The organism is Cobetia sp. Dlab-2-AX (assembly GCF_024124625.1).
GTDB lineage: Bacteria > Pseudomonadota > Gammaproteobacteria > Pseudomonadales > Halomonadaceae > Cobetia.
Genome location: NZ_JAMXRV010000006.1, coordinates 150,359 through 169,723, shown reverse-complemented (window position 1 = coordinate 169,723; position 19,365 = coordinate 150,359). Strand labels below are relative to the sequence as shown.

General features: G+C 58.6%; 15 protein-coding genes. 2 read left to right on the top strand and 13 right to left on the bottom strand.

All coding sequences use genetic code 11. From position 1 onward, the window contains the following. Positions 1-14: 14 nt before the first annotated feature. The 6 genes from NH396_RS11770 to NH396_RS11745 form a co-directional block, all read right to left on the bottom strand. Complete coding sequence (locus NH396_RS11770; protein WP_253063882.1) at positions 15-629, bottom strand: 2-dehydro-3-deoxy-6-phosphogalactonate aldolase; 615 nt, start codon at positions 627-629, stop codon at positions 15-17. A 77-nt stretch (positions 630-706) separates the two neighbouring features. Next, entirely contained in the window at positions 707-1,762 is a 1,056-nt protein-coding gene (locus NH396_RS11765; protein ID WP_253063880.1) for a 2-dehydro-3-deoxygalactonokinase, read from the bottom strand. Further along, the gene (locus NH396_RS11760; protein WP_253063878.1) at positions 1,759-2,556 is read right to left on the bottom strand and encodes an SDR family oxidoreductase; all 798 of its coding nucleotides are present in this window, start codon (positions 2,554-2,556) and stop codon (positions 1,759-1,761) included. The genes NH396_RS11765 and NH396_RS11760 overlap by 4 nt, the downstream gene beginning before the upstream one ends. 96 nt (positions 2,557-2,652) lie before the next feature. Next, entirely contained in the window at positions 2,653-3,801 is a 1,149-nt protein-coding gene (gene dgoD, locus NH396_RS11755) for a galactonate dehydratase (RefSeq protein ID WP_253063876.1), read from the bottom strand. A 111-nt stretch (positions 3,802-3,912) separates the two neighbouring features. Beyond that, positions 3,913-4,710, bottom strand: a complete 798-nt coding sequence (locus NH396_RS11750; protein WP_253063866.1) for a FadR/GntR family transcriptional regulator — start codon at positions 4,708-4,710, stop codon at positions 3,913-3,915. 375 nt (positions 4,711-5,085) lie between these two features. Beyond that, complete coding sequence (locus NH396_RS11745; protein WP_253063864.1) at positions 5,086-7,467, bottom strand: cache domain-containing protein; 2,382 nt, start codon at positions 7,465-7,467, stop codon at positions 5,086-5,088. A gap of 464 nt (positions 7,468-7,931) precedes the next feature. On the opposite strand from NH396_RS11745, the gene NH396_RS11740 reads away from it, so the two are divergent. After that, complete coding sequence (locus NH396_RS11740) at positions 7,932-8,222, top strand: hypothetical protein (RefSeq protein ID WP_253063862.1); 291 nt, start codon at positions 7,932-7,934, stop codon at positions 8,220-8,222. A gap of 330 nt (positions 8,223-8,552) precedes the next feature. On the opposite strand, the gene NH396_RS11735 is transcribed toward NH396_RS11740, so the two are convergent. Then, entirely contained in the window at positions 8,553-8,909 is a 357-nt protein-coding gene (locus tag NH396_RS11735) for a hypothetical protein (protein WP_253063860.1), read from the bottom strand. Positions 8,910-9,240: 331 nt separating this feature from the next. Here NH396_RS11735 and NH396_RS11730 point away from each other — a divergent pair, with 331 nt between their 5' ends. After that, positions 9,241-9,414: a DUF2970 domain-containing protein gene (locus NH396_RS11730; protein ID WP_082388754.1), complete on the top strand. Its 174-nt coding sequence runs from the start codon at positions 9,241-9,243 to the stop codon at positions 9,412-9,414. A gap of 190 nt (positions 9,415-9,604) precedes the next feature. Here NH396_RS11730 and NH396_RS11725 read toward each other — a convergent pair whose 3' ends face one another. The 6 genes from NH396_RS11725 to NH396_RS11700 form a co-directional block, all read right to left on the bottom strand. Continuing rightward, entirely contained in the window at positions 9,605-10,135 is a 531-nt protein-coding gene (locus NH396_RS11725) for a DUF934 domain-containing protein (RefSeq protein ID WP_253063858.1), read from the bottom strand. A gap of 13 nt (positions 10,136-10,148) precedes the next feature. Beyond that, a complete protein-coding gene (locus NH396_RS11720; protein ID WP_253063856.1) occupies positions 10,149-11,801 on the bottom strand; it encodes a nitrite/sulfite reductase in 1,653 nt (550 codons plus the stop codon). 856 nt (positions 11,802-12,657) lie between these two features. Next, positions 12,658-15,078, bottom strand: a complete 2,421-nt coding sequence (locus tag NH396_RS11715; protein ID WP_253063854.1) for a GGDEF domain-containing phosphodiesterase — start codon at positions 15,076-15,078, stop codon at positions 12,658-12,660. Then, complete coding sequence (locus NH396_RS11710; RefSeq protein WP_253063852.1) at positions 15,068-16,300, bottom strand: ABC transporter substrate-binding protein; 1,233 nt, start codon at positions 16,298-16,300, stop codon at positions 15,068-15,070. Before NH396_RS11710 ends, NH396_RS11715 begins: the two co-directional genes overlap by 11 nt. A 59-nt stretch (positions 16,301-16,359) precedes the next feature. Continuing rightward, positions 16,360-17,709: an ABC transporter substrate-binding protein gene (locus NH396_RS11705; RefSeq protein WP_253063851.1), complete on the bottom strand. Its 1,350-nt coding sequence runs from the start codon at positions 17,707-17,709 to the stop codon at positions 16,360-16,362. Between the two features lie 197 nt (positions 17,710-17,906). Continuing rightward, positions 17,907-19,235, bottom strand: coding sequence for an MATE family efflux transporter (locus tag NH396_RS11700; RefSeq protein ID WP_253063849.1), 1,329 nt, complete (start codon positions 19,233-19,235; stop codon positions 17,907-17,909). Positions 19,236-19,365 lie beyond the last annotated feature (130 nt).

The window sequence follows — 19,365 nt, the reverse complement described above, 5'->3', positions numbered from 1 at the left end:
CGCCTGGCGCCACTTCAGTCCGCTGCCTGCCACGCCGCGACCAGCGTGCGAGCGCGTTCACCGACTTCGGCCGCGCTCAGGCCAGGCGTGTAGATGGCCGTGCCGAGGCCAGCGCCGTGGACACCCGCGGCGCGCCATTCGGCGAAGTTGTCACTGCCGATGCCACCGACGGCGTAAAGCTTGGTGTCCTTGGGCAGCACAGCCAGCATCGCTTTCATGTTGACGATGCCGACCTGAGTCGCCGGAAACAGCTTGAGGCCCGAGGCACCGGCGGCGAGGGCGGCGAAGGCTTCCGTCGGCGTGACGATGCCGGGCAGCGAGACCATCTCCAGCCGGCGGCTTTGGCGGATGACGTCGACATCGGCATTGGGCGAGACGATCAGACGGCCGCCCGCGGCATGCACGTCGCGCACCTGCTGCGGGGTCAGCACGGTGCCGGCACCGATCAGGATCTCGCCGCCATGCGCCCGATCGCAGTGCTCGACCAGCGCGACGATGCTCTCCAGCGGTTGAGGAGAGTTGAGCGGGACTTCGATGCGGGTGATGCCGGCAGCGATGATCTCGTCGGCGATGGCGATGATGTCTTGCGGTGTCACACCGCGCAGTATGGCGACCAGAGGCAGGCTCATGGCGATCTCCAGAAAAGGGGCTGTTCTAAATGGGGGAATGACGTGACTCACTGACGAGCAATGTCTGCAACGCTGAATCAATGGCTCACAGAGGCGTGACCCGATGACGACGCGCGGGCCGAGGACGAGCCACGGTCCGATGACGAGGCCTGCGCGGCTGTTCGTGCACGTTGGATACGTCCGAGCCCCGCCAGAATCATGTCAGCGTTGGCTGCAGTGGTGACCTGGTAGCCCAGATGTTCCAGCGCGACCTGATAGCGCTGGCACAGCACGGCGTCGCCGATCAGGGTGATGGTGGCGTGATCCGAAAGCTCCGCAGTGGCGCCCGCCAGCTCAAGCCCCAGCACCAGGCCGGACAGGCGTGCGCCCAGCAGCGCCTTGCGAGCGTCACCCTCAGGCAGACCAGTATCAAGCAGATCGCGGGCACGAATGCCGAACAGCTGCGCCGAGATGCGCTGAGGGGCGGCAAGCGCCGTGTCGATGCCCGCCAGATAGGCATCGCGCTGGGCGTCGTCGCTGAGATCTCCCGCGGCGACAGAGTGCTTGAGCACCGAATCCTGACTGAGCAGCTTGTAGAGCTCGCCGCTCATGAAGGTGCTGAAGCCGGTGATGGCGCCACTGGCGAGATGTGCCCACTTGGCGTGGGTGCCGGGCAGACACACCGCACCGCTGTAGTCGGGTTGGGCGGCGACCAGGCCCGCCAGCTGGGTCTCCTCGCCACGCATGACGTCAAAGGTAGGCTGCTGCTGACAGAGGCCAGGCACGATGGCGACGGCAAGGCGGCTGTCGCGGGTCGCGACATGGGTCAGCCGCTCACCGAGGGCCGCAAGTACATCATGGGCAGTTGTCTTCTCCGTGGGCAGTGGCAGGTAAGCCGCCTCCTGCCAGCCCTGACGCGCGCCGGCCATGCCACAGATCAGCACCGGCATGGGAGAGGTCGCATCGTCGGGCAGCCAGTCATTGATCAGCACGCGCAGCACATCCTCGAACTCATCCGCCGCCAGTCCCAGCATGCCGCGGGCACTGCTGGCCTGGGTGATGACTGCATCGTCGTCATTGACGGCCCAGGCGCGCAGATTGCTGGACCCCCAGTCGACGGCGATCCAGGTCGGCGTGACGCTGAGGGCGCTCACACTCGGCCTCCGTCTACCACCATCGGCTGGCCGGTCATCATGCGCGAGGCGCTGGAGGCCAGGAACAGGCACGGATTGATCATGTCCTCGACCGGAATGGCCTCTTTCAGACATTGCTGATCAATGCACTCGTTCAAGTCCTTGTCGTTGACCCACAGCTCGCGCTGACGCTCCGTCATCACCCAGCCCGGAATTAGGCAGTTGACGCGAATGGCGTCCGGCCCCAGCTCGCGCGCCAGCGCCTTGGTCATGCCCATGATGCCGGCCTTGGCGGTGACGTAGGTCGGATAGCCGCCCAGCCCCAGCATGTAGCTGTTGGAGGACAGGTTGATGATGGCGCCGCCACCCAGCGCGCGCATGTCGGGGGCGACGGCCTGGGCGGTGAAGAATTGCGGGCGCAGGTTGGTGGCGATGGATTCATCCCACTGTTCCACCGTCCACTCATCCAGCGTATGACGGGTGTCACGCGCGGCGTTGTTGACCAGCACGTTGATCAGGCCGTGGGCCTCACGCGCTTGGGCGACGGCGGCCTGCAGTGCCTCGATGTCCTGGATGTTGCAGGGGATGAACAGCGGACGATTGGCGTAGCGAGCTTCCATGGCGTCACAGAATTCGCTGGCATCGGACAGGCCAACGAAGGCGACCTTGGCGCCCTGGGCGAGGAAGCCTTCGGTCAGCGCGGCGCCGATGCCGGAGCCACCGCCGGTGATGAAGACGCTGGCGCCTTCGAGGTCCGGGTAGCGAAAGTCGGCGAAGGCGGGGCCTTCAGACGTGGATGATGCGGTACGAGTCATGTTGAATCCTTCCTTGAGCGTGACAGGCCTTCGGCGGAAGGCCTGTCCTGGCATGGCATCTAGGTTGTCAGCGGGTGCGTTGTGGCTTGCTCGGCATTACCACTCGGCGACGGAGCCGTCTTCGTGGGTCCACAGCGGGTTGCGCCAGCGATGGCCGACCTTTGCACGCTCCTCCACAAAGGCTTCGTCGATCTCGACCCCCAGCCCCGGGCCTTGTGGAATGGCGCAGAAGCCGTCCTTGATCGCCAGTGCCTCCTTGTCGACCAGGTAATCCAGTACGTCGTTGTCCTTGTTGTAGTGGATTCCCATGCTCTGCTCTTGGATGAAGGCGTTGTGACACACCGCGTCCAGTTGCAGCGAGGCCGCCAGCGTCAGCGGGCCGAGCGGGCAGTGCGGGGCCAGCGCCACATCGTGGGCCGAGGCCAGGGTGGCGATCTTCAGGCCTTCGCTGATGCCGCCACAGTGGGAGAGATCCGGCTGGATGATGTCGACCATGCCGTCCGCCAGCAGATCGCGGAACTGGAAGCGGGTGTGCAGGCGCTCGCCGGTGGCGATGGGCGTCGCGATGCCTTCGGCGATGTGCTTGAGCGACGGCAGGTGCTCAGGCGCGACCGGCTCCTCGATGAACATCGGGTGGAACTGCTCCAGCTCACGCAACAGCGCCTTGGCCATCGGACGATGCACGCGGCCATGGAAGTCGATGCCGATGCCCACATCCGGACCGACCGCATCACGAGCCTCGGCGACACGTGCCACGGCGTCATCGATCTTCTTGTGCGAATCGACGATCTGCATCTCCGGCGTGCCGTTCATCTTGAAGGCGGTGAAGCCCTGATCGACCAGCGCCTTGGCACCTGCGCCGACATCTGACGGGCGGTCGCCGCCGGTCCAGGCGTACATGCGCATCTTGTCGCGCACCGGGCCGCCGAGCAGCTGGTGCACGGGCACTCCCAGATCACGACCCTTCAGGTCCCACAGCGCCTGATCGATACCGGCGATGGCAGACATCAGGATCGGGCCGCCACGGTAGAAGCCCGCGCGGTACATCACGTTCCACAGGTGCTCGATATTGCGCGGGTCCTGACCGACCAGATAATCGGACAGCTCGTGCACGGCGGCCTCCACCGTCGCGGCGCGGCCCTCGATGACCGGTTCGCCCCAGCCATAACAGCCCTCGTCGGTCTCGATCTTGAGGAACAGCCAGCGCGGCGGCACTTGCCAGGTCTTGAGTCGGGTGATTTTCACGATTGCGTCCTTGTTGATAATGGGCGTTGGAACGAAGGTCAGCGCTAGGCGAAGCGGGTCGTTGTATTGGCCGTCATCGGCTGACGCCCGATCGGTATCAGAAGCTCAGGATCAGAAGCGGCGGTCCCCCAGCTGCGGGTGATCCGGCGAGAAGCCGAGGTCGCGCGCTGCGGTTTCCAGTACCCGCTCGGCGCAGGTCCGCGCCATCTCGGGCTGGCGCAGGCGAATGGCCTCCATCACCGCGCGGTGACGATCGAGGCTGGCGCGATGATGGCTGTGATCATGCTGCTGCGCGGACTGCTGGGTGCTGTGGATCAGTTGGCTGATGGAAGGGCGCAGCAAACTGCCAAGCTGTGTCCACACCAGATTGTGCGTGGCGTGGTAGATGGCTTCGTGGAAGGCGACATCGTGCTCGGCATGCGCCTCGCGCGAGCTGTCATTGGCGGTATTGACCATGCCTTCGAAGGCGCGCTCCAGGCGTGCGAGATCCTGGGCATTGGCCTTCATCGCGGCCAGCGCACTGACGTAGGGCTCGACGGAGAGGCGGAAGGCGTAGATCTCGCGCATCAGGTCCGGGTTGATACCGTCGAGGCCACTGACCCAATGGCTCATCAGCGGGTCCAGCAGCTGCCATTCGCTCATCTCGCGCACGATGGTGCCACGCCCGGCGGTGCGCTCCAGAAGCCCGGCGCTCACCAGCTGGGCCAGGGCGTTGCGAACACGGTTACGGCTGGCGTCGAAGCGCTGGCAGAGGTCAAGTTCACGCGGAAAGCTATCACCGGGGCCGAAGCTGCCCGCGAGGATTTCCCGCGCCATGCAGGTGGCGATAGCCTCCATGCTGCGCGGGGTCGCGTCGTCAGCCGAGGCGCTGTCAGTGGCGAGCGAGGCTGCCGCCAGAGAGTCGGTCATTGAGGTGCCTGTCGAGAAGAGAGGGTCAGGAGAGTCACTGCATCGCACCGCCTTGGAGTGCGGCGCTGACGCATGAGATTCCGAGCATCAGAATAAATGTCTGAACACACATTAATAAATGTCGGACATTTCAACAAGACGCACACACTTCAACTTTGGTCGCGCGAGAAGTTCGCCCGACACAGCTAACAAGGGCGCAGCCAACAACGAGGCGGGTAACAAGGGGGGAGTAAAAAGGGGGAGTAAAAAGGGTGCGTCCACAACGAACAGGGCCAGACACGATGTCTGGCGCCTGTCACGGTTGGGAAGACGGGTCAAATGCAAAGCGGGTCATCGGGAAGCGGGTCACAAGGAAAGCCTGATGTCATGATCAGCTCACGCCGATGGCGGGTAGCGAGCCAGGTGGCCATTGAGGGTCAATTGCCATTCCTTGAGTGTCTGGGCACAGGAGAGATCGAGCAGCGTAATCTCGAGCGTCGCGGTGTCTTCCAGGGATGACAGCAGCGATGCCAGGGAATCGGCGGTGGGCGGCGAGGCAGTGCCATTGGCTGGCGCTTCGAACAGTGGCTCATTGCCTTCAGGGCGGCGAGTCACTTTCTGCGCAGGCGAGATATCCCGACATTGATGGCCCATCACGATGAAGTTGCCCTCACTGACGCGGAAGACACGCAGCGGATGGAAGCAGGCATTCAGATGCGGGCCAAGCTTGGCATCAAGGGGGGCAAGTTGCCTGTCGCCAGCATCGCGGCGTGCTCCTTCCTTCCGGCTTAGGCGAAGATGGCATAGCGTGATGTGCTGCCCCATGGCGTCCTGACACTCACGGGAAAGTGCTTCGAGAGCGGCATCCAGCAATGCGCGGGTGAAGCAGCCGCTGTGGTTGTCGCGCCACCGGTTGGGGTCACGTTCTACCTGCTGCGGGCAGAGTCGATGCAGGGTGGGCGCCGGCGGTATCGGTTGCTCCGTCAGCACTTCACGCGCCGCCTGCAGCAATTCTGGCGGTAGATGTCCATGACGGTGTTTGATATCGCACAGCGCCTGGGCCTCACTGACCCCAGTATGACGCACCAGCTCGATGATCTGCACGACCAGCGCCAGAGTGCTGGCAGTGAGCGACGTCTCGCCATGAGAGGTCGCTGCAATATCGTGAGAGGCCTGTTCTGCCTGTGAGATGTCTGCATGAGGAGGGGCACCAAGCATGAACTGCTGACTGGCACGCAACAGGTCAGCTTCCGCGGGTGCCATCAGGGCATCTTCCATCATGCGTGCACCGACCTCGACATGGCGACGCAACAAGTGATATTGATCGAAATGGAGTTCATCGCGCGGCCGCAGCAGTGAGTCGGGCAGCGCCAGCTTGCCGATATCATGCAGCATGGCAACGCGCTCCAGCGTGGCGATTTCCTGGCGGTCCATCCCGAGTCGTGTCGCGATGGCGCCGACAAGATTGGCGGCCAGATAGTCTTCTCCCGAGCGCTCGGGACAGCGTTCCTCGCGGATCATGCGCATCACCGACCCGAGCCTGTCCTCGCCGCGCTGCTCAAGCTCATGCTCCAGCTGATTCATGCGCTGGCGCATCTGCAGCTGTCGTTCGCGATACTGGCGCAGGAAGGCGTAGCCAAAGGCCAAGCAGAGCATCAAGGTCACCAACAGCGTGATCAGGAAATGCCAACGCTCCAGCGCGTGCTTTTTCTTCATCAAGTCTGCGTGCGCCTTGAGGGCGGCTTCACTGATGTCATCGAGATAGACACCACTGGCGATGATCCATTGGAAGGGGGGATACAGGGCGGCGTAGGCGGTCTTGTCGACCTGCTCGGCGCCCGGGCGCTTGGGGAAACGGTAATCGAAGAAGATGCCACTGCCGTTCAAGACACCCTCGAGCTCGGTGCGATACGGGAAGCGGCCACTGCTGTCCTGGTACTCGGTCGACAGCAACTTGCCTTCGGTGGACGGCAGCAGAGGATGGATCAAGCGGCGTGCATAGCCCTCGCCCCCGGCTGGGTCCAGTATCTCGTTGATCCAGACATAGCGGCTTTCCTCGCGCTCGATACTCGCGTGCAGTGACTGTCTCAGCTCATTGGCGACCAGAAAAGCCACCATCTTCGGGTCGATATGCACCAACGCCCAAGGGGCCGGCTGCTGGCGACGATCAAGGCGCACGGCGCCGAGGCTGTCTTCCTCTTGCCCCAGAGGCACGGCAAACACCAGCCCGGCATCCGTGCCGCGCAGGAATTGTGCCTTGCGCACACCTGCGTTGAGGCGCTGATTCAGCTCCTGATTCCACCACTCAGGGTGGAGCGTGGTGGGGAGCTGCACGATGTCGATCCAGTCCGGGTCGATGCGCAGGTCCGGGAACTGGCGCAATAGTTCGGTGCTGATGAAGGAGCGATCACGACCACTCAGATGGCTGATGCCCAGTGATGGGGAGCGCATCGTGGTGATCAGAAGGCTTTGCAGACGATGCTCGTAATTGCGATGACGCGAGGCGATCATGCCCAGTGTCTGCTCCACCATCAGGCTGGCCTGTTGACGACGCTCCGTGGCGACCAGCATCTGGGTCGCCTGGGCCTGCAGAATATCCTGCTCGCGACTCTGCGATTCTTGAAATACCAGCAGACCGCCAAGCGAGAGACAGGAGAGTGCGGTCAACCCCAGCCACAGGCGCAAGGGTTTGCCGAACGGACGCTGTCTGTCCGAGGAGCGACGATCGGGCGGGCCGGTATCTGGCCCATGTCGAGTGAGATCACTATCCTTGATCATCGAGTCACGTCATCCATGAGTGATGCGGTGGTGCTGCGAAGGGCGATGATGGCACTGTTTCGAGCATAGCGGCTAGCGCAAGACCCAGAGGATATCGTTTCAGCCCTCTATGTCATCCAGCCAACGCTACGATGTTACCGCCCCAATGCCAAGTGAGGGCACTCAACACTTCGCGAAGCCCCAGTTCAGGGCACTTGCACGTTTTTCCTGTCGCGCGATGTCTTGCGAGCAGACGTTGAAAGGGGCATGATGAAGCTAGTTTTCTGTATGGCTTTCAAGAAGATATCTGTCATTTATCGATGGCTGTCCAGAAGAGGCTCGCTAACATCTTGATTTGAGGCGCGCCGATCGAGTGTTGAAGGTGTCGTGCATAAGCTGCAAGTCAAATTGTCGCTCATCGTCCTGCAGTGAACTCATAGCGTTGTCTTCTTGTTGTCGACAAGATCAAAAGTGGAAAATCGTGCATGAACCGACATGATGAAAAGATCATTGCTAGTGCTCGCAAGCAGCGTGCTCTCTTTGATGAGCTCGAAAAGGCGTTGGCGGAAGAGCTGAATGCGCTGGATCGCTCTTCTCAGTCTGTCCCCGCCGCCGAGTCGAACCACGACGATGACGAGGCGCGCGCCCAGAAGCGTGATGAGGAGTTCGTGGCGCGACTCGAAAGCCTGATCGCGGAATTCGATCTTGATCGTGAGGCCGCCCAGACATGGCTGCGAGAGCTTGAGGCATTCAAGGGGAACGCAGATTCAGAGTAAGCCCTTGTCTTGCCTGACTTATCCTGCGCTACGCTCTGAGCTACTCTTGATATACGTCCTGAGCTACGCAGGTATGAATCTACGTGTCGCGATGGTCTGATCAGGCCTGCAAGCGTGTAAGTACAACGCCCAGCACTTCTACCTGAAGGCTGGGCGTTGTGCGTTTTTCGCTTGGCTCACCTGGATCCGATGGATCATCTAGCCCGATAGATCTCCTAACGTCTTCTTATTGGCTTGGTGGCTTGCTGACCTGGCGATGACACCTCTAGCCTGTTGTCGACAAGCGCCCTTGGGCAAAGCTCCCACCAGCCCCAGGCCCAGAGCTGCGCCCTAGATCTCTTCCCAGATGGCTTCCTTCAATTCGTCTGTCAGGCCTTGCAGGCGTTGCAGGCGCTTGACGGTATGTTCCTGTACATCACTGACGATCTCCGTCAGGCACTCCTTCGACTCGTGAGGGTCAACGAACCCGGTGGATAGCAGGCACTGGCCCATTTCCATGCTCTTGGTCTGCCACATGCGAACAAACTCGATTTCCTGCTCATATGCCTTGAGGCTCAGGGTCCACCATACCTGCTGACAACGCATCAAGGGGGCGAGGGGATGCACGAGGTCATCGGGCCGATTCATCCAGGGTGGGGTGCTGAACATGGCAGCGAAAGGCTGTATCGGTTGATTGGCGAATGGCATTCTGGACTCCTGTCTCATGGTATCTGATAGCTGATGAGTGCAAACCTTGGGGGAAATACCTGCGGGGCGGCTGGTGTTTGGCGTTATTGTGACCAATAGTGATAGTGGCTGGTGTTTGGTGGCACAGGCTTCGTAACCTGAGCTGAGTTGAGCATAGCTCCCTCTGCTGGAATGCGCGCGAGCATCCTGTGCTGACCCCAGTCAACTCTGTCTTCAACAAGACTGGCTTCAACAACTCAGGCTTCAACAACTCAGGCTTCAACGACCCTGTCCTCAGACAACCCTGTGCCCAGATGATGAATTGAGTGAGGTCACCGACCAGGAGGCGATCATGATCAATGAAGTCAAATCCGTACTGGCAGCATTCTTTGGAGTCCAGAAGGAGGCCAATCGCAAGCGTGATTTCGAGCATGGCCATGCGCTGGACTTTCTGGTGGTGGGACTGGTGATGGCCGCACTGCTGGTGGGAGGGATGGCACTGCTGTCCACGGTCGTCGCCGGCTGATGAGCCGCTCAGGCGACTGAGACGAAACGCCAGACAAGATTCTTCAGATACGAAACATCAGGCATGAACAAAGCCCCCGCCCAGGAGACCATCCTGGACGGGGGCTTTGTGCTTGGCTCACTCGACTGTTTCTGCCTTCTACCCCGCGTCTGTTTGCCGGCAGAAACAGTAAGTGATCAAGAAGGGGCGGTCAGCGACGCGCGAACAGCGGCGTCTTCTGGTCGACACCGGTCTGGTAGCTGACGCTGAACGAGCTTAGGGCATGCAAGGCATCTTCCACGTACTGATCGTCACGCAGGGCGAAAGCACTGATGCCACAACGGCTCATGTAGTGGAGTTGATCCACCAGCACGTCACCGATGGCGCGAATCTCACCCTGGTAGCCGAAGCGCTCACGCATCAGGCGGGCGATGGTGTAACCGCGGCCATCATTGAAGTTCGGGAAGTCGACCCCCAGCAGTGGTGCGTCCGCCAGTGCCTTGCCCAGTTCCGGCGTGAGCTCGGTGTCACTGGCAAGCCAGGGCGCCAGATGATCAGAGCCTTCACCGGCGGCGACCAGCGCCTGCCATTCTGCCAGCGGCAGCAGGGCAGGTTGCTGATAGCTCGGTAGATTGCCGTCTTCATCCAGACTCACGACCTGCCAGGCATCTTCGCTCACCAGCTGATTCTGACGGATGACGCCACCCTGGCGCTGATCGGTCAATTCACGTGCTGATGTCATTTGTGCAGTCACCTCAGGCATAGACCCGCTCCTTGAACGGCTTCATGCCGATGCGGTGGTAGGTATCGACGAAGACTTCATCTTCCAGACGCTGCTCGACGTAGACCTGCAGCACCTTGTCGATGACGTTCGGCATGTCTTCGGCATTGAAGGACGGGCCGAGGATCTTGCCGAGCGTGGCGTTGTCGTCGCTGCGTCCGCCCAGCGAGACCTGGTAGAACTCCTGGCCTTTCTTGTCGACACCCAGGATGCCGATGTTGCCGACGTGGTGATGGCCACAGGCGTTCATGCAGCCCGAGATGTTCAGGTCCAGCGGGCCGAGGTCATACAGGAAGTCGAGGTCTTCGAAGCGGTCCTGCAGTGCCTGAGCGATGGGAATCGACTTGGCATTGGCCAGCGAGCAGAAATCGCCACCTGGGCAGCAGATCATGTCCGCCAGCGTGCCGACGGTCGGGTTGGCCATGCCGAGTTCTTCCAGCGCCTTCCAGAGTGTCTCGAGCTCATCGACAGGCACGTCAGACAGCACCAAGTTCTGCTCGTGTGTCACACGCAGTTCACCGAAGCCATATTGCTCCGCGAGGTCAGCCACGGCGTCCATCTGGTCAGCAGTGACGTCACCCGGGGCCAGTTCACGGCGCTTGAGCGACAGGGTGACGGCCTTGTAGCCCGGCACCTTGTGGCCGACGACGTTGTTGGTCACGAAACGCGCGAAGGCGCGGTTCTCACGGCGCAGGGTCTCGTAGGCCTCGATGGCCTCGGCGCTGACTTCACGGCGCTCAGGCTCGGGGAAGTAGCTGGTCGCCTTGGTGACGGCGGAGTCGGTGAGGGTTTCCGGGCCATCCTTGAGGTGGGCCCATTCTTCCTCGACGCGACGACGGAATTCCTCGATTCCCAGTGCCTTGACCAAGATCTTGATGCGCGCCTTGTACTTGTTGTCGCGACGGCCCCACTGGTTGTAGACACGCACGATAGCGTCCAGATAGGTCAGCAGGTGCTGCCAGTCGAGGCCTTCGCGCACGATGTCGCCGACCATCGGCGTACGGCCGAGACCGCCACCCGCCAGGATGGTGGCCTTGACGCTGCCATCGTCGGCTCGGTTGAGGCGAATGCCGATATCGTGGACCTGGATGGCAGCACGGTCGGCGCTTGCGCCGGTGACGGCAATCTTGAACTTGCGCGGCAGATAGGCAAATTCCGGGTGAAGCGTCGACCACTGACGGATCAGCTCACACCACGGACGCGGGTCGACGGTCTCGTCTTCCGCGATACCGGCGAACTGGTCAGTCGTGGTATTGCGGATGCAGTTGCCGCTGGTCTGGATCGCATGCATCTCGACCTGAGCCAGTTCGGCGAGAATCGCCGGGACATCTTCCAGCTTCGGCCAGTTCAGCTGCAGATTCTGGCGGGTAGTGAAGTGTCCATAGGAACGGTCATATCGACGACTGATGGCCGCCATGGCGCGCAGTTGGACAGCGCTCAACATGCCGTAGGGAATGGCGATACGCAGCATCGGGGCGTGACGCTGGATGTAGAGGCCGTTCTGCAGGCGCAGAGGGCGGAATTCTTCATCTCCCAGACGGCCCGCCAGATAGCGATCCATCTGGTCCTTGAATTGAGCTACTCGCTCGTCGACCAGTGTCTGGTCGTAGGTGTCATAGCGATACATGTCAGGGGTGTCCTGCGGTCGGGCATCAGATGATCGTCCACTGATGCGAATCTTGTTGATGCTGAAGCCACCATACCCTCTATTCTTTATTCTTTAAAAGAATAAATCCTCATAGTTTTCGACGATGGCGTTATTAAGAAGGCGCGTTGAGTTTGCCTACCAGCAGCGAAAAAGAAAAGGGCAGACAGCTGGAATTAGGGGCTGGGAATGTCACCATAGGCAAGGGCCAGCAACGATCTAGGCTTATACAAGCTTCAGGATGGGGGAGTGCTGCTCAAATCCTGCCGCTGGGCCTGTTCGCCACCATCGGGATAGAATTTGGCGATACCGTTATCGCCTGCAACAGCCATTCGATGAATCAGGTCTCATCGGTCCCGTAGTGATCAAGTGTATTGACAGATCCTGCTGTCAGGTGTTTGCGGTGCGGCGCAGTTGCTACCGGGCTTGGCGTGGTCGAGATAGAAGGGCCCTGTGAGACTGAGCAGAAACTGCTGGATCAGGCTGTCGAGGCGTATACCGTCAGTAACGGCTCTGCCGGCGCTCCTAGCATCGCAAAATGGTCACGCAGGCAAGGAACATAGCTGCGTCGTTATCGGGCCAGCAGGCGGATGATCCAGTGGGGGCTGATGAGCTCACAGCCGCCTAGCCACGCCTACGAGAAGGCTGATCTGCCACACCTGGATATACCAAATATTCTTGATCGGGAGTTTGATGTAAGGGGCCCAGACAGGTACGAACCGGCGACAAAATACCTATATTTGGGTAGGAGCACGCTGGGCTTATCAGGCGGTGGTCATTGTGGTGGTCAAGCGTTCAGAATGGACTTGACTGTCGTATTCTTGGCACATGTCGTTTCCTAAGCTCGGTTGCCTTTGGCAGGCTTGAGCCATGCGATCCTCGCATTTCCGGGGAAGCGTCTCTCAAAGTCCGGAATTGGCATTGGGCGACCGAAGAGGAAGCCCTGGAAAGCATAAACCCCCAAATCCTTGAATATTTTGGCTTGGCCAATTTTCTCTATTCCTTCAACCACGACCTGCATGCCGAACGACTTCGCCATGGAGACGATGATCTTCGCCAGTTCTCTGTCTCGGGGGGCGGTCTCGACATTCATGACGAAAGATCGATCAATCTTCAATATACCGAAGGGCAGTTCATGCAGATAAGAAAGACAAGAGAAGCCTGTGCCGAAATCATCCAGTGATAGGTTGATGCCCAGTTTGCGAATGGCATGCAGTTGGTCCCGAAGACCCGGCTTACTATCGAGCATCAGATTCTCGGTGACCTCAATTACAAGCTGTGAAGGATGAATCGTGTGGCGCTCGATTAGTGACTCGAGCTGATGCAGCATGTCTTGATCCCTGAATTGCATGACGGAAGCATTGACAGATAGGTAGCGTCCCTCGAACCCATCCATACGCCATTGACTTAGGATGCTGGCTGCTTCTTCCAACACCCAGTTGCCTATGGTAATGATTTGGCCGGTCTTTTCTGCCGCGGCAATGAATTCATTGGGTGGCACGAGGCCAAGTTCAGGATGCTCAAGTCGGATCAAGGCCTCCGCACCCAATAGTTCCGGGTTGTTTAGATTGGAGCTTTCTGCACGGAAGATGGGCTGTAGATAAAGACGAAACCAGCCCATGGTCAGGGCTTCGTCTATCAAGCGTTCCTTGAGGAATAAGGGTTCCCCATCTTCCAACGCGCTATCGCGAACGCAGGTGCGGTATTGATTGCCCCCCTCGTGTTTGATGTCGACCATAGTCAATTCAAGAAGGCGCATCAGACGACTGGGGCTTTCGTCATTTGCCTGAGCCTCAAGTCCTGCCATGCTGAAACTGATATTAATAGGCTCGCCAGACTTGAGAAGTGGGTGCGAGAAGGCCTTCTGAATTCGGCATACCAGCGTGCTCAGATTATCCTTTTCACAGGTCATGACGAACTCGTCACCCCCGGTGCGTCCAATCCAATCGGGATTACACTCCTTCAGCCGTGTGCCCACCTCTTTCAGCAGGAGGTCACCGTCCATGGGTCCCAAATGGTGATTGATGCTATGGAATCGATCAATGTTGACCAAAAGCAAGCCAAATGCAGTGTCATCTCCGATCAGCTGCTTTACGTGCTGATTGAGCGACATCCGGTTGGGTAACTGAGTCAATGGGTCTATCAGCTCGTGCTCCAGAAGTCGCTGTTGCGTCTTGGTCAGTTCGGTAATGTCTGTCAGCATCATCATTGTACCTTGCGACTGGCTGCCATTGGTGGCAGGAATGACCACCTGAACCTGGCGATCTTCCTGGTGTTGGCAGTTTAAGTTCATTACCAGTTCGTTGCAGGCGTTACCCAGTCGCAAGGCAGTACTGATGCGGTGAATATAATTTCCATTTTCACTACTGATGAGTGTATAGAATGGCATGCCGACAAGATGCTCACGCGCCCATCCGGTCACTTCCAGCATCCTCTCACTGACATCTTGTACCATGCCCTTCTTGTCAAGCACCATCAACAACGCAGGGGTATCACGATAGAAGTGCTGATAGCGCATTTCATTATCGCGCAGCACGCCCATCATGGTGAAGATCCTCTCACCAAGCTTGTTCAACTCCTCGATGACCTTGTTGATTTCGCGCGAGTGAACAGGGGGTGTGTGTTGGAATCTGGTGTGCTGACCTTCCAATTGGCCCATGCCATTTACAGCCTTTTTCAAGGGAGCCAGGACGTAATGCTTCAACTGCCACGAAAGCATCAGCAAGGTCGACAGAATGATGATGATGGCAATCGAGAATAGTACGGTTGCGCCTTGGTAACGAATAGTAACCAAAGGAGCGTTGGTGCTTTCGAGTTCAAGCCTGCCTACAGCCTGCTTGACCAGCGAGTTCTCATAGATGAGTGGTTGCGAGTATGTAAGAGGATCCAATGCTGCTCCGTTCTTGGTAATCTCCTTGACAAGCTTGCCTTCATGATCGAAATAGCGCACGGCATGAACGCTATCTTGATAACTAAGAGATTCTAGAAGGGCATGAACTTTCTGGTCGTCAAAATTCCATATGGCGTCTGGCATCGATAATGCCACGATATCAATCATCTCCTGATGGTCCTCATGCATGCGCTCAAAGGCTTCATTGGCATACAATTGATAACTAACGATTCCACTGATGGTACATATGGTGAGGACCAATGGTGCGAGGACACGCAATATTTTCCACCTGAGCGGTGACGCAGTCTCGCACTCTATATCGCTGGCCAGCGCGCGAGTCTTGGCGAGTTTCGAGGCATCATTTTTCACGCTGTACCCCTTCCATGGCAGAGGTTAGAGGTTTATGTTCCAGCGTTTTGGCAGTAGAGCTCTGGTATGCCGGTAGTGGCAGGAAAGGCGAAGCACTATCAGGCAAGTTCGCTACCTTCTCTACCCAGTGCCCCATCGGTTTGAGTGCCAGTGTCTCCATTGAGATCTCATCAAGATAAGAGTCGGGGGCAGCACTTGTGGCCAGGCCCATGGTGTAATAACGGGTGCCTAGCGCTTCAGACGTGATGACACCTCGCTGCAATGCTGCCAGCAATACAAGTGACCAAGCGGCGGCCAGGGCATCACCTCCTGCACTGGCCTCCAACTCTCCAGTACGGAGATGATTGATTCCCTGGCCAGTCCAGCCCATGCCGGCCACAAGCACATCCTTACCAGGGCGTAAGCCATTAACCTTGAGTGCGTCGATCGCCGCGATTGCCATCAGGTCACTGGCAGCCCAGACGACCCTTAGTGGCAGAGTACTATCCTGATGCTTCACATAGCGGTCCACTAGCCGAAAAGCATCTTCATAACTCCAATTCGCCTGAAATGTTCTATCTCTGTAAAGATAGGGGGCTTGACGCAAGGCATCTTGCATCCCCCGAAGCCTCAAGCGGGATGCTTCGTCGTGTTGCCCGCCCACGAGGGCAATAACGGCGCCCTCAGCTTTGCCATGCAGTATTTGATGTCTTTCGATAAGGGCCTGCATGGTGTCATGCCCTCCTTGCTGATGGTTCGGTGAGACATTCCCTAGCCAATAGGTATGACGGCCAACAACCATGCCTTCATCCTGGAGCTGCTCATGCGTCAGACTGTTGAGTATAATCATGACGGGTACTCCAGTAGCATCACTGGTGGCCAGGATCGGTAAGGCGAGGCCATGATTATTGGTAGTGATCAGTAGGTCGGGGGGATTCTTGCGCATCATGATCTTTGTGCCGAGCCGAAGAAATTCATCGGTATTTCGGTTGGCACTGACAGTTTCCAATGTCATTCCCAGCGAGGTAGCTGTGACAGAAGCTGCCATTATCATCTGTGACCAGAAAGCTTCTGTCGCATGTCCAGGGTTGAGGAACACGATATTCTGGATGGGCATGGATGGGGTAGTAAATTCCGCACCTGCCTGAGAAGACATCAATGGTGATAATAACAACGCACTTGTAATGACTTTTCTAGTCATTCTGACGCAATTTTGTAATAAAAATTGGCGTGTCAATTTCATGATGGCCCCATGCCTCAGGTGTCGATTTGATAATAAATGCTAAAAATTCTCCTGCTACGTCACGACGATCCTTCTTGAAGTGATGCTGGGCTAGTGTTGCGAAAGCCCTGCTTCATTGATTGTGAGTGATGTGGATTAATTTCATTTTTTTTGTTTCTAATATCGATCATCTGCCTCAATGTTATCATCGGATCAAATTCATAAGTGCCCAGAGGATCTTGCAAGCAAAAGGTTTTGAAATCAGCAGTTTCCCAACTAGGGGATTCCAGAATAGGGGCATATAGATCTACATTTTCATGAGTGATTTGGCTCATCGGGAACTGGACAATTCTTGGCGTCCAATTATCAAAATCAGCATGATCACGTATCATGACCATCGACCACGCTCCGGCCATGAAATGCCCTCCGTCGGTCAAAAGCATGCTACGCTCTGACACCCTCCTGATGCCCTCAGGCGACCAATTGAGTCCTGCCACCAAGACATCCTCGCCGGGCGTGAGACCAGCAGATTCGAGGGCAAGAATGGCTCCCTCCGCCATGGCATCATTTGCCGCCCAAATCAGGTCACTTTGACCGCCTGAGAGGTCGACCCACTTGAGGTATTGGGCTGTCAGATGTTCGGCATCCTGACTATTCCATCGCGCCTCGAGAATCCGATCTATGCTGATGGCCTTGTCTTTGGAAAAGCCAGCCACCATCCCTGCATTGCGTGCAATGGAAGCTGGAGTCTGGGTATCGCCTATCAAGGCAAGCCCCTGTAATTGACCAGCGGGAGATTTTTCTCGAGCTGTCTTGACCAATTGGGTTGCCATACGTTTCCCAGCGGTGTGATTGTCCGGAATGATACTACCTATCCAAGAGGAGTAGGTGTTGCCCGAGTCACCCTTACTCAGCGCCTCTTCGCGGGTGAGCCCGTTCAACAGCATCAGGACATGGGTGTCGTGGCTATCCGCAATCGTCAACAACTCGGAGGCCGCCTGCTCTTCATTGACCAGCAGGAGGTAATCCGGAGCAGCAGGTCTCTCCAGGACCTGAGTCGCGAGTTTCTTCAGCAGAAAGGGGTTGCGCTCGGCGTAGACGACTTCCAGTGAGATATTCAGGTCCAGGGCGGCCGCTTGCATGGTGTCGGTTACCATGTCCCAGAAGCGTTCGCCACGCAGTCCGGGGTTCACGAAGGTGGCTGTCAGCGGGCGCCCTGGCATTGCCTTCTGTGCACCTCGCGTCCTCGATTGGCCTGAAGAGTAGGCAGAGGTATGTGTTTTTTCGGAGGCTCGAGGCGTGAGATCGGAGTAGGAAGATCCAGAGGATGCGGCATTGACCAGCCCGCTGAGGGCAAGGCAACCACACAGCCCGATCAGCCTTCGCAAGCCAGGTTGTGCTCGTCCTGTCCTGATCGTGGCAGCGGACATGGCGTTCCCCCCGGTGCATTGACTTATGTTTCTATCAGGGTACACGACTGGGCAAGCTGAGCATGGACTTCAAACTGGCTGCTATTTACCAAGCTTCAACGATTGAACGACATATCTCATTATCTGTTGATGTCTTCCATAGGCTACAAGCGCGAGTGGCAGCAAAGGCTGCTGGATAGCCGCACCAGAGAACATCTTCAAAGGCGCAAGGCTTGCCACGCTCTGCGTTGCCAGATAAGCCCGAAGACGAGCGAGTTGAGCAGGCGATAAGCAAGCTGTATCGCCCAGATGGCGACGAGGCCGCCTTCCTGATGGACGCCCCACCACCAGGCCGCGGGCAGAAAGATCAGCCACTGCAGGCTCAAGGTGGCAAGCATCACGGTGCGATGGGCTCCGGCGCCCAGCAGTGCCTGGGCCAGCACGATGGCGGTGCAGTCGAGTACGATCATGGCGGCTGTCATCTGCAGCGGCAGCAGGCCCAGTTCGATCAATGGCGAGCGATGCAGGAACAGCCCGAGCACGCTTTCCGGCGCGACCCACAGCGGCAAGCCCAGCAACAGCAGACACGGCAGTGCCACACGCACGGTGTCCCACCCCCAGCGGTGGGCCTCTTCATGCTCACCGCTGCCCAAGGCCTGACCTACCAGGCTCATGGCGGCAAGCCCGAGCCCGACTCCGGGCAATATCAGCAGCAGGGAGAGATTCACCAGCACATGGCCGACCGCGACGCTGGCCGCATCGATCTGCCCGAGTATCCAGAACAGCATCGCGTAGCCCGCCGCGAACCATAGCTGCTGAAAGGAGTGGGGCACCGCCAGCTTGAGCAGCGTCAGGTAATGCGTCATCGGCGGCCAGGCATGCAGGACACCGTGCAGACTGCGCTCGCCCAGCGTCGCCTTGATCCATAGCGCCAATGCGACCAGCAGGGATAGCGTCGTACCGGCCCCGGCGCCATCCGCGCCCATCTGCGGAGCGCCGAACAGACCGTGGATCAGGATGATGCTGAGCACGACATTGACCGCCTGGGTGATCAACATGATGCGCAGATAGATGCCGGTGCGCTGCAGGCCATTCCAGAAACCTCGGAAGCAGAACGCCATGGCGACCGGGACCAGCCCCAGCACCCGCCATTGGAAATATGAGGCGGCCGTTTCATGCACGCCAGGCTGGTCATTGATCAGCGACAGCAGTGGCTCAGCCCAGTGATGACAGGCGAGGGTGACGGGAATGCCGATCGACAACGCGAGTACCAGGCCGGCATTCAGGCCTTCGCCACAACGCTCAGGCGCTTCCTCGCCCAGGCGTCGCGAGGTCTGGGCCTGGACGGCGGAAGACAGCCCGAAGATCAGCGCCGTGACCATGAACATGGCATAGCCACCGATCCCAACACCCGCCAGCGCCGTCTCGCCCAGGCTGCCGACCAGTGCCGCGTCGATCAGGTTGAGCAGGCTCTGCGACAGCATCGCTCCTATGATGGGCAGCGCTAGCTTCAGAATCCGTGTGTTGCGCGCAAGATCCCCCAGCATCAGACGCTCCCACGCGGGGAGTCGGAAAAATGAGAAGAGCAGGAGGGGGCAAAAGCCTCGAAGGCGGCTGACAAGCGGGAAATTAGGGAATGGGGCTGCGATGAACAGAACAGCGAGAAACCGAGCAGAG

What these genes read in the sequence shown, in the direction of transcription:
- NH396_RS11770 (WP_253063882.1), bottom strand. Translation starts at nt 629, where the DNA reads ATGAGCCTGCCTCTGGTCGCCATACTGCGCGGTGTGACACCGCAAGAC.
- NH396_RS11760 (WP_253063878.1), bottom strand. Translation starts at nt 2,556, where the DNA reads ATGACTCGTACCGCATCATCCACGTCTGAAGGCCCCGCCTTCGCCGAC.
- NH396_RS11750 (WP_253063866.1), bottom strand. Translation starts at nt 4,710, where the DNA reads ATGACCGACTCTCTGGCGGCAGCCTCGCTCGCCACTGACAGCGCCTCG.
- NH396_RS11745 (WP_253063864.1), bottom strand. Translation starts at nt 7,467, where the DNA reads ATGATCAAGGATAGTGATCTCACTCGACATGGGCCAGATACCGGCCCG.
- NH396_RS11740 (WP_253063862.1), top strand. Translation starts at nt 7,932, where the DNA reads ATGAACCGACATGATGAAAAGATCATTGCTAGTGCTCGCAAGCAGCGT.
- NH396_RS11735 (WP_253063860.1), bottom strand. Translation starts at nt 8,909, where the DNA reads ATGCCATTCGCCAATCAACCGATACAGCCTTTCGCTGCCATGTTCAGC.
- NH396_RS11730 (WP_082388754.1), top strand. Translation starts at nt 9,241, where the DNA reads ATGATCAATGAAGTCAAATCCGTACTGGCAGCATTCTTTGGAGTCCAG.
- NH396_RS11725 (WP_253063858.1), bottom strand. Translation starts at nt 10,135, where the DNA reads ATGACATCAGCACGTGAATTGACCGATCAGCGCCAGGGTGGCGTCATC.
- NH396_RS11720 (WP_253063856.1), bottom strand. Translation starts at nt 11,801, where the DNA reads ATGTATCGCTATGACACCTACGACCAGACACTGGTCGACGAGCGAGTA.
- NH396_RS11710 (WP_253063852.1), bottom strand. Translation starts at nt 16,300, where the DNA reads ATGAAATTGACACGCCAATTTTTATTACAAAATTGCGTCAGAATGACT.
- NH396_RS11705 (WP_253063851.1), bottom strand. Translation starts at nt 17,709, where the DNA reads ATGTCCGCTGCCACGATCAGGACAGGACGAGCACAACCTGGCTTGCGA.
- NH396_RS11700 (WP_253063849.1), bottom strand. Translation starts at nt 19,235, where the DNA reads ATGCTGGGGGATCTTGCGCGCAACACACGGATTCTGAAGCTAGCGCTG.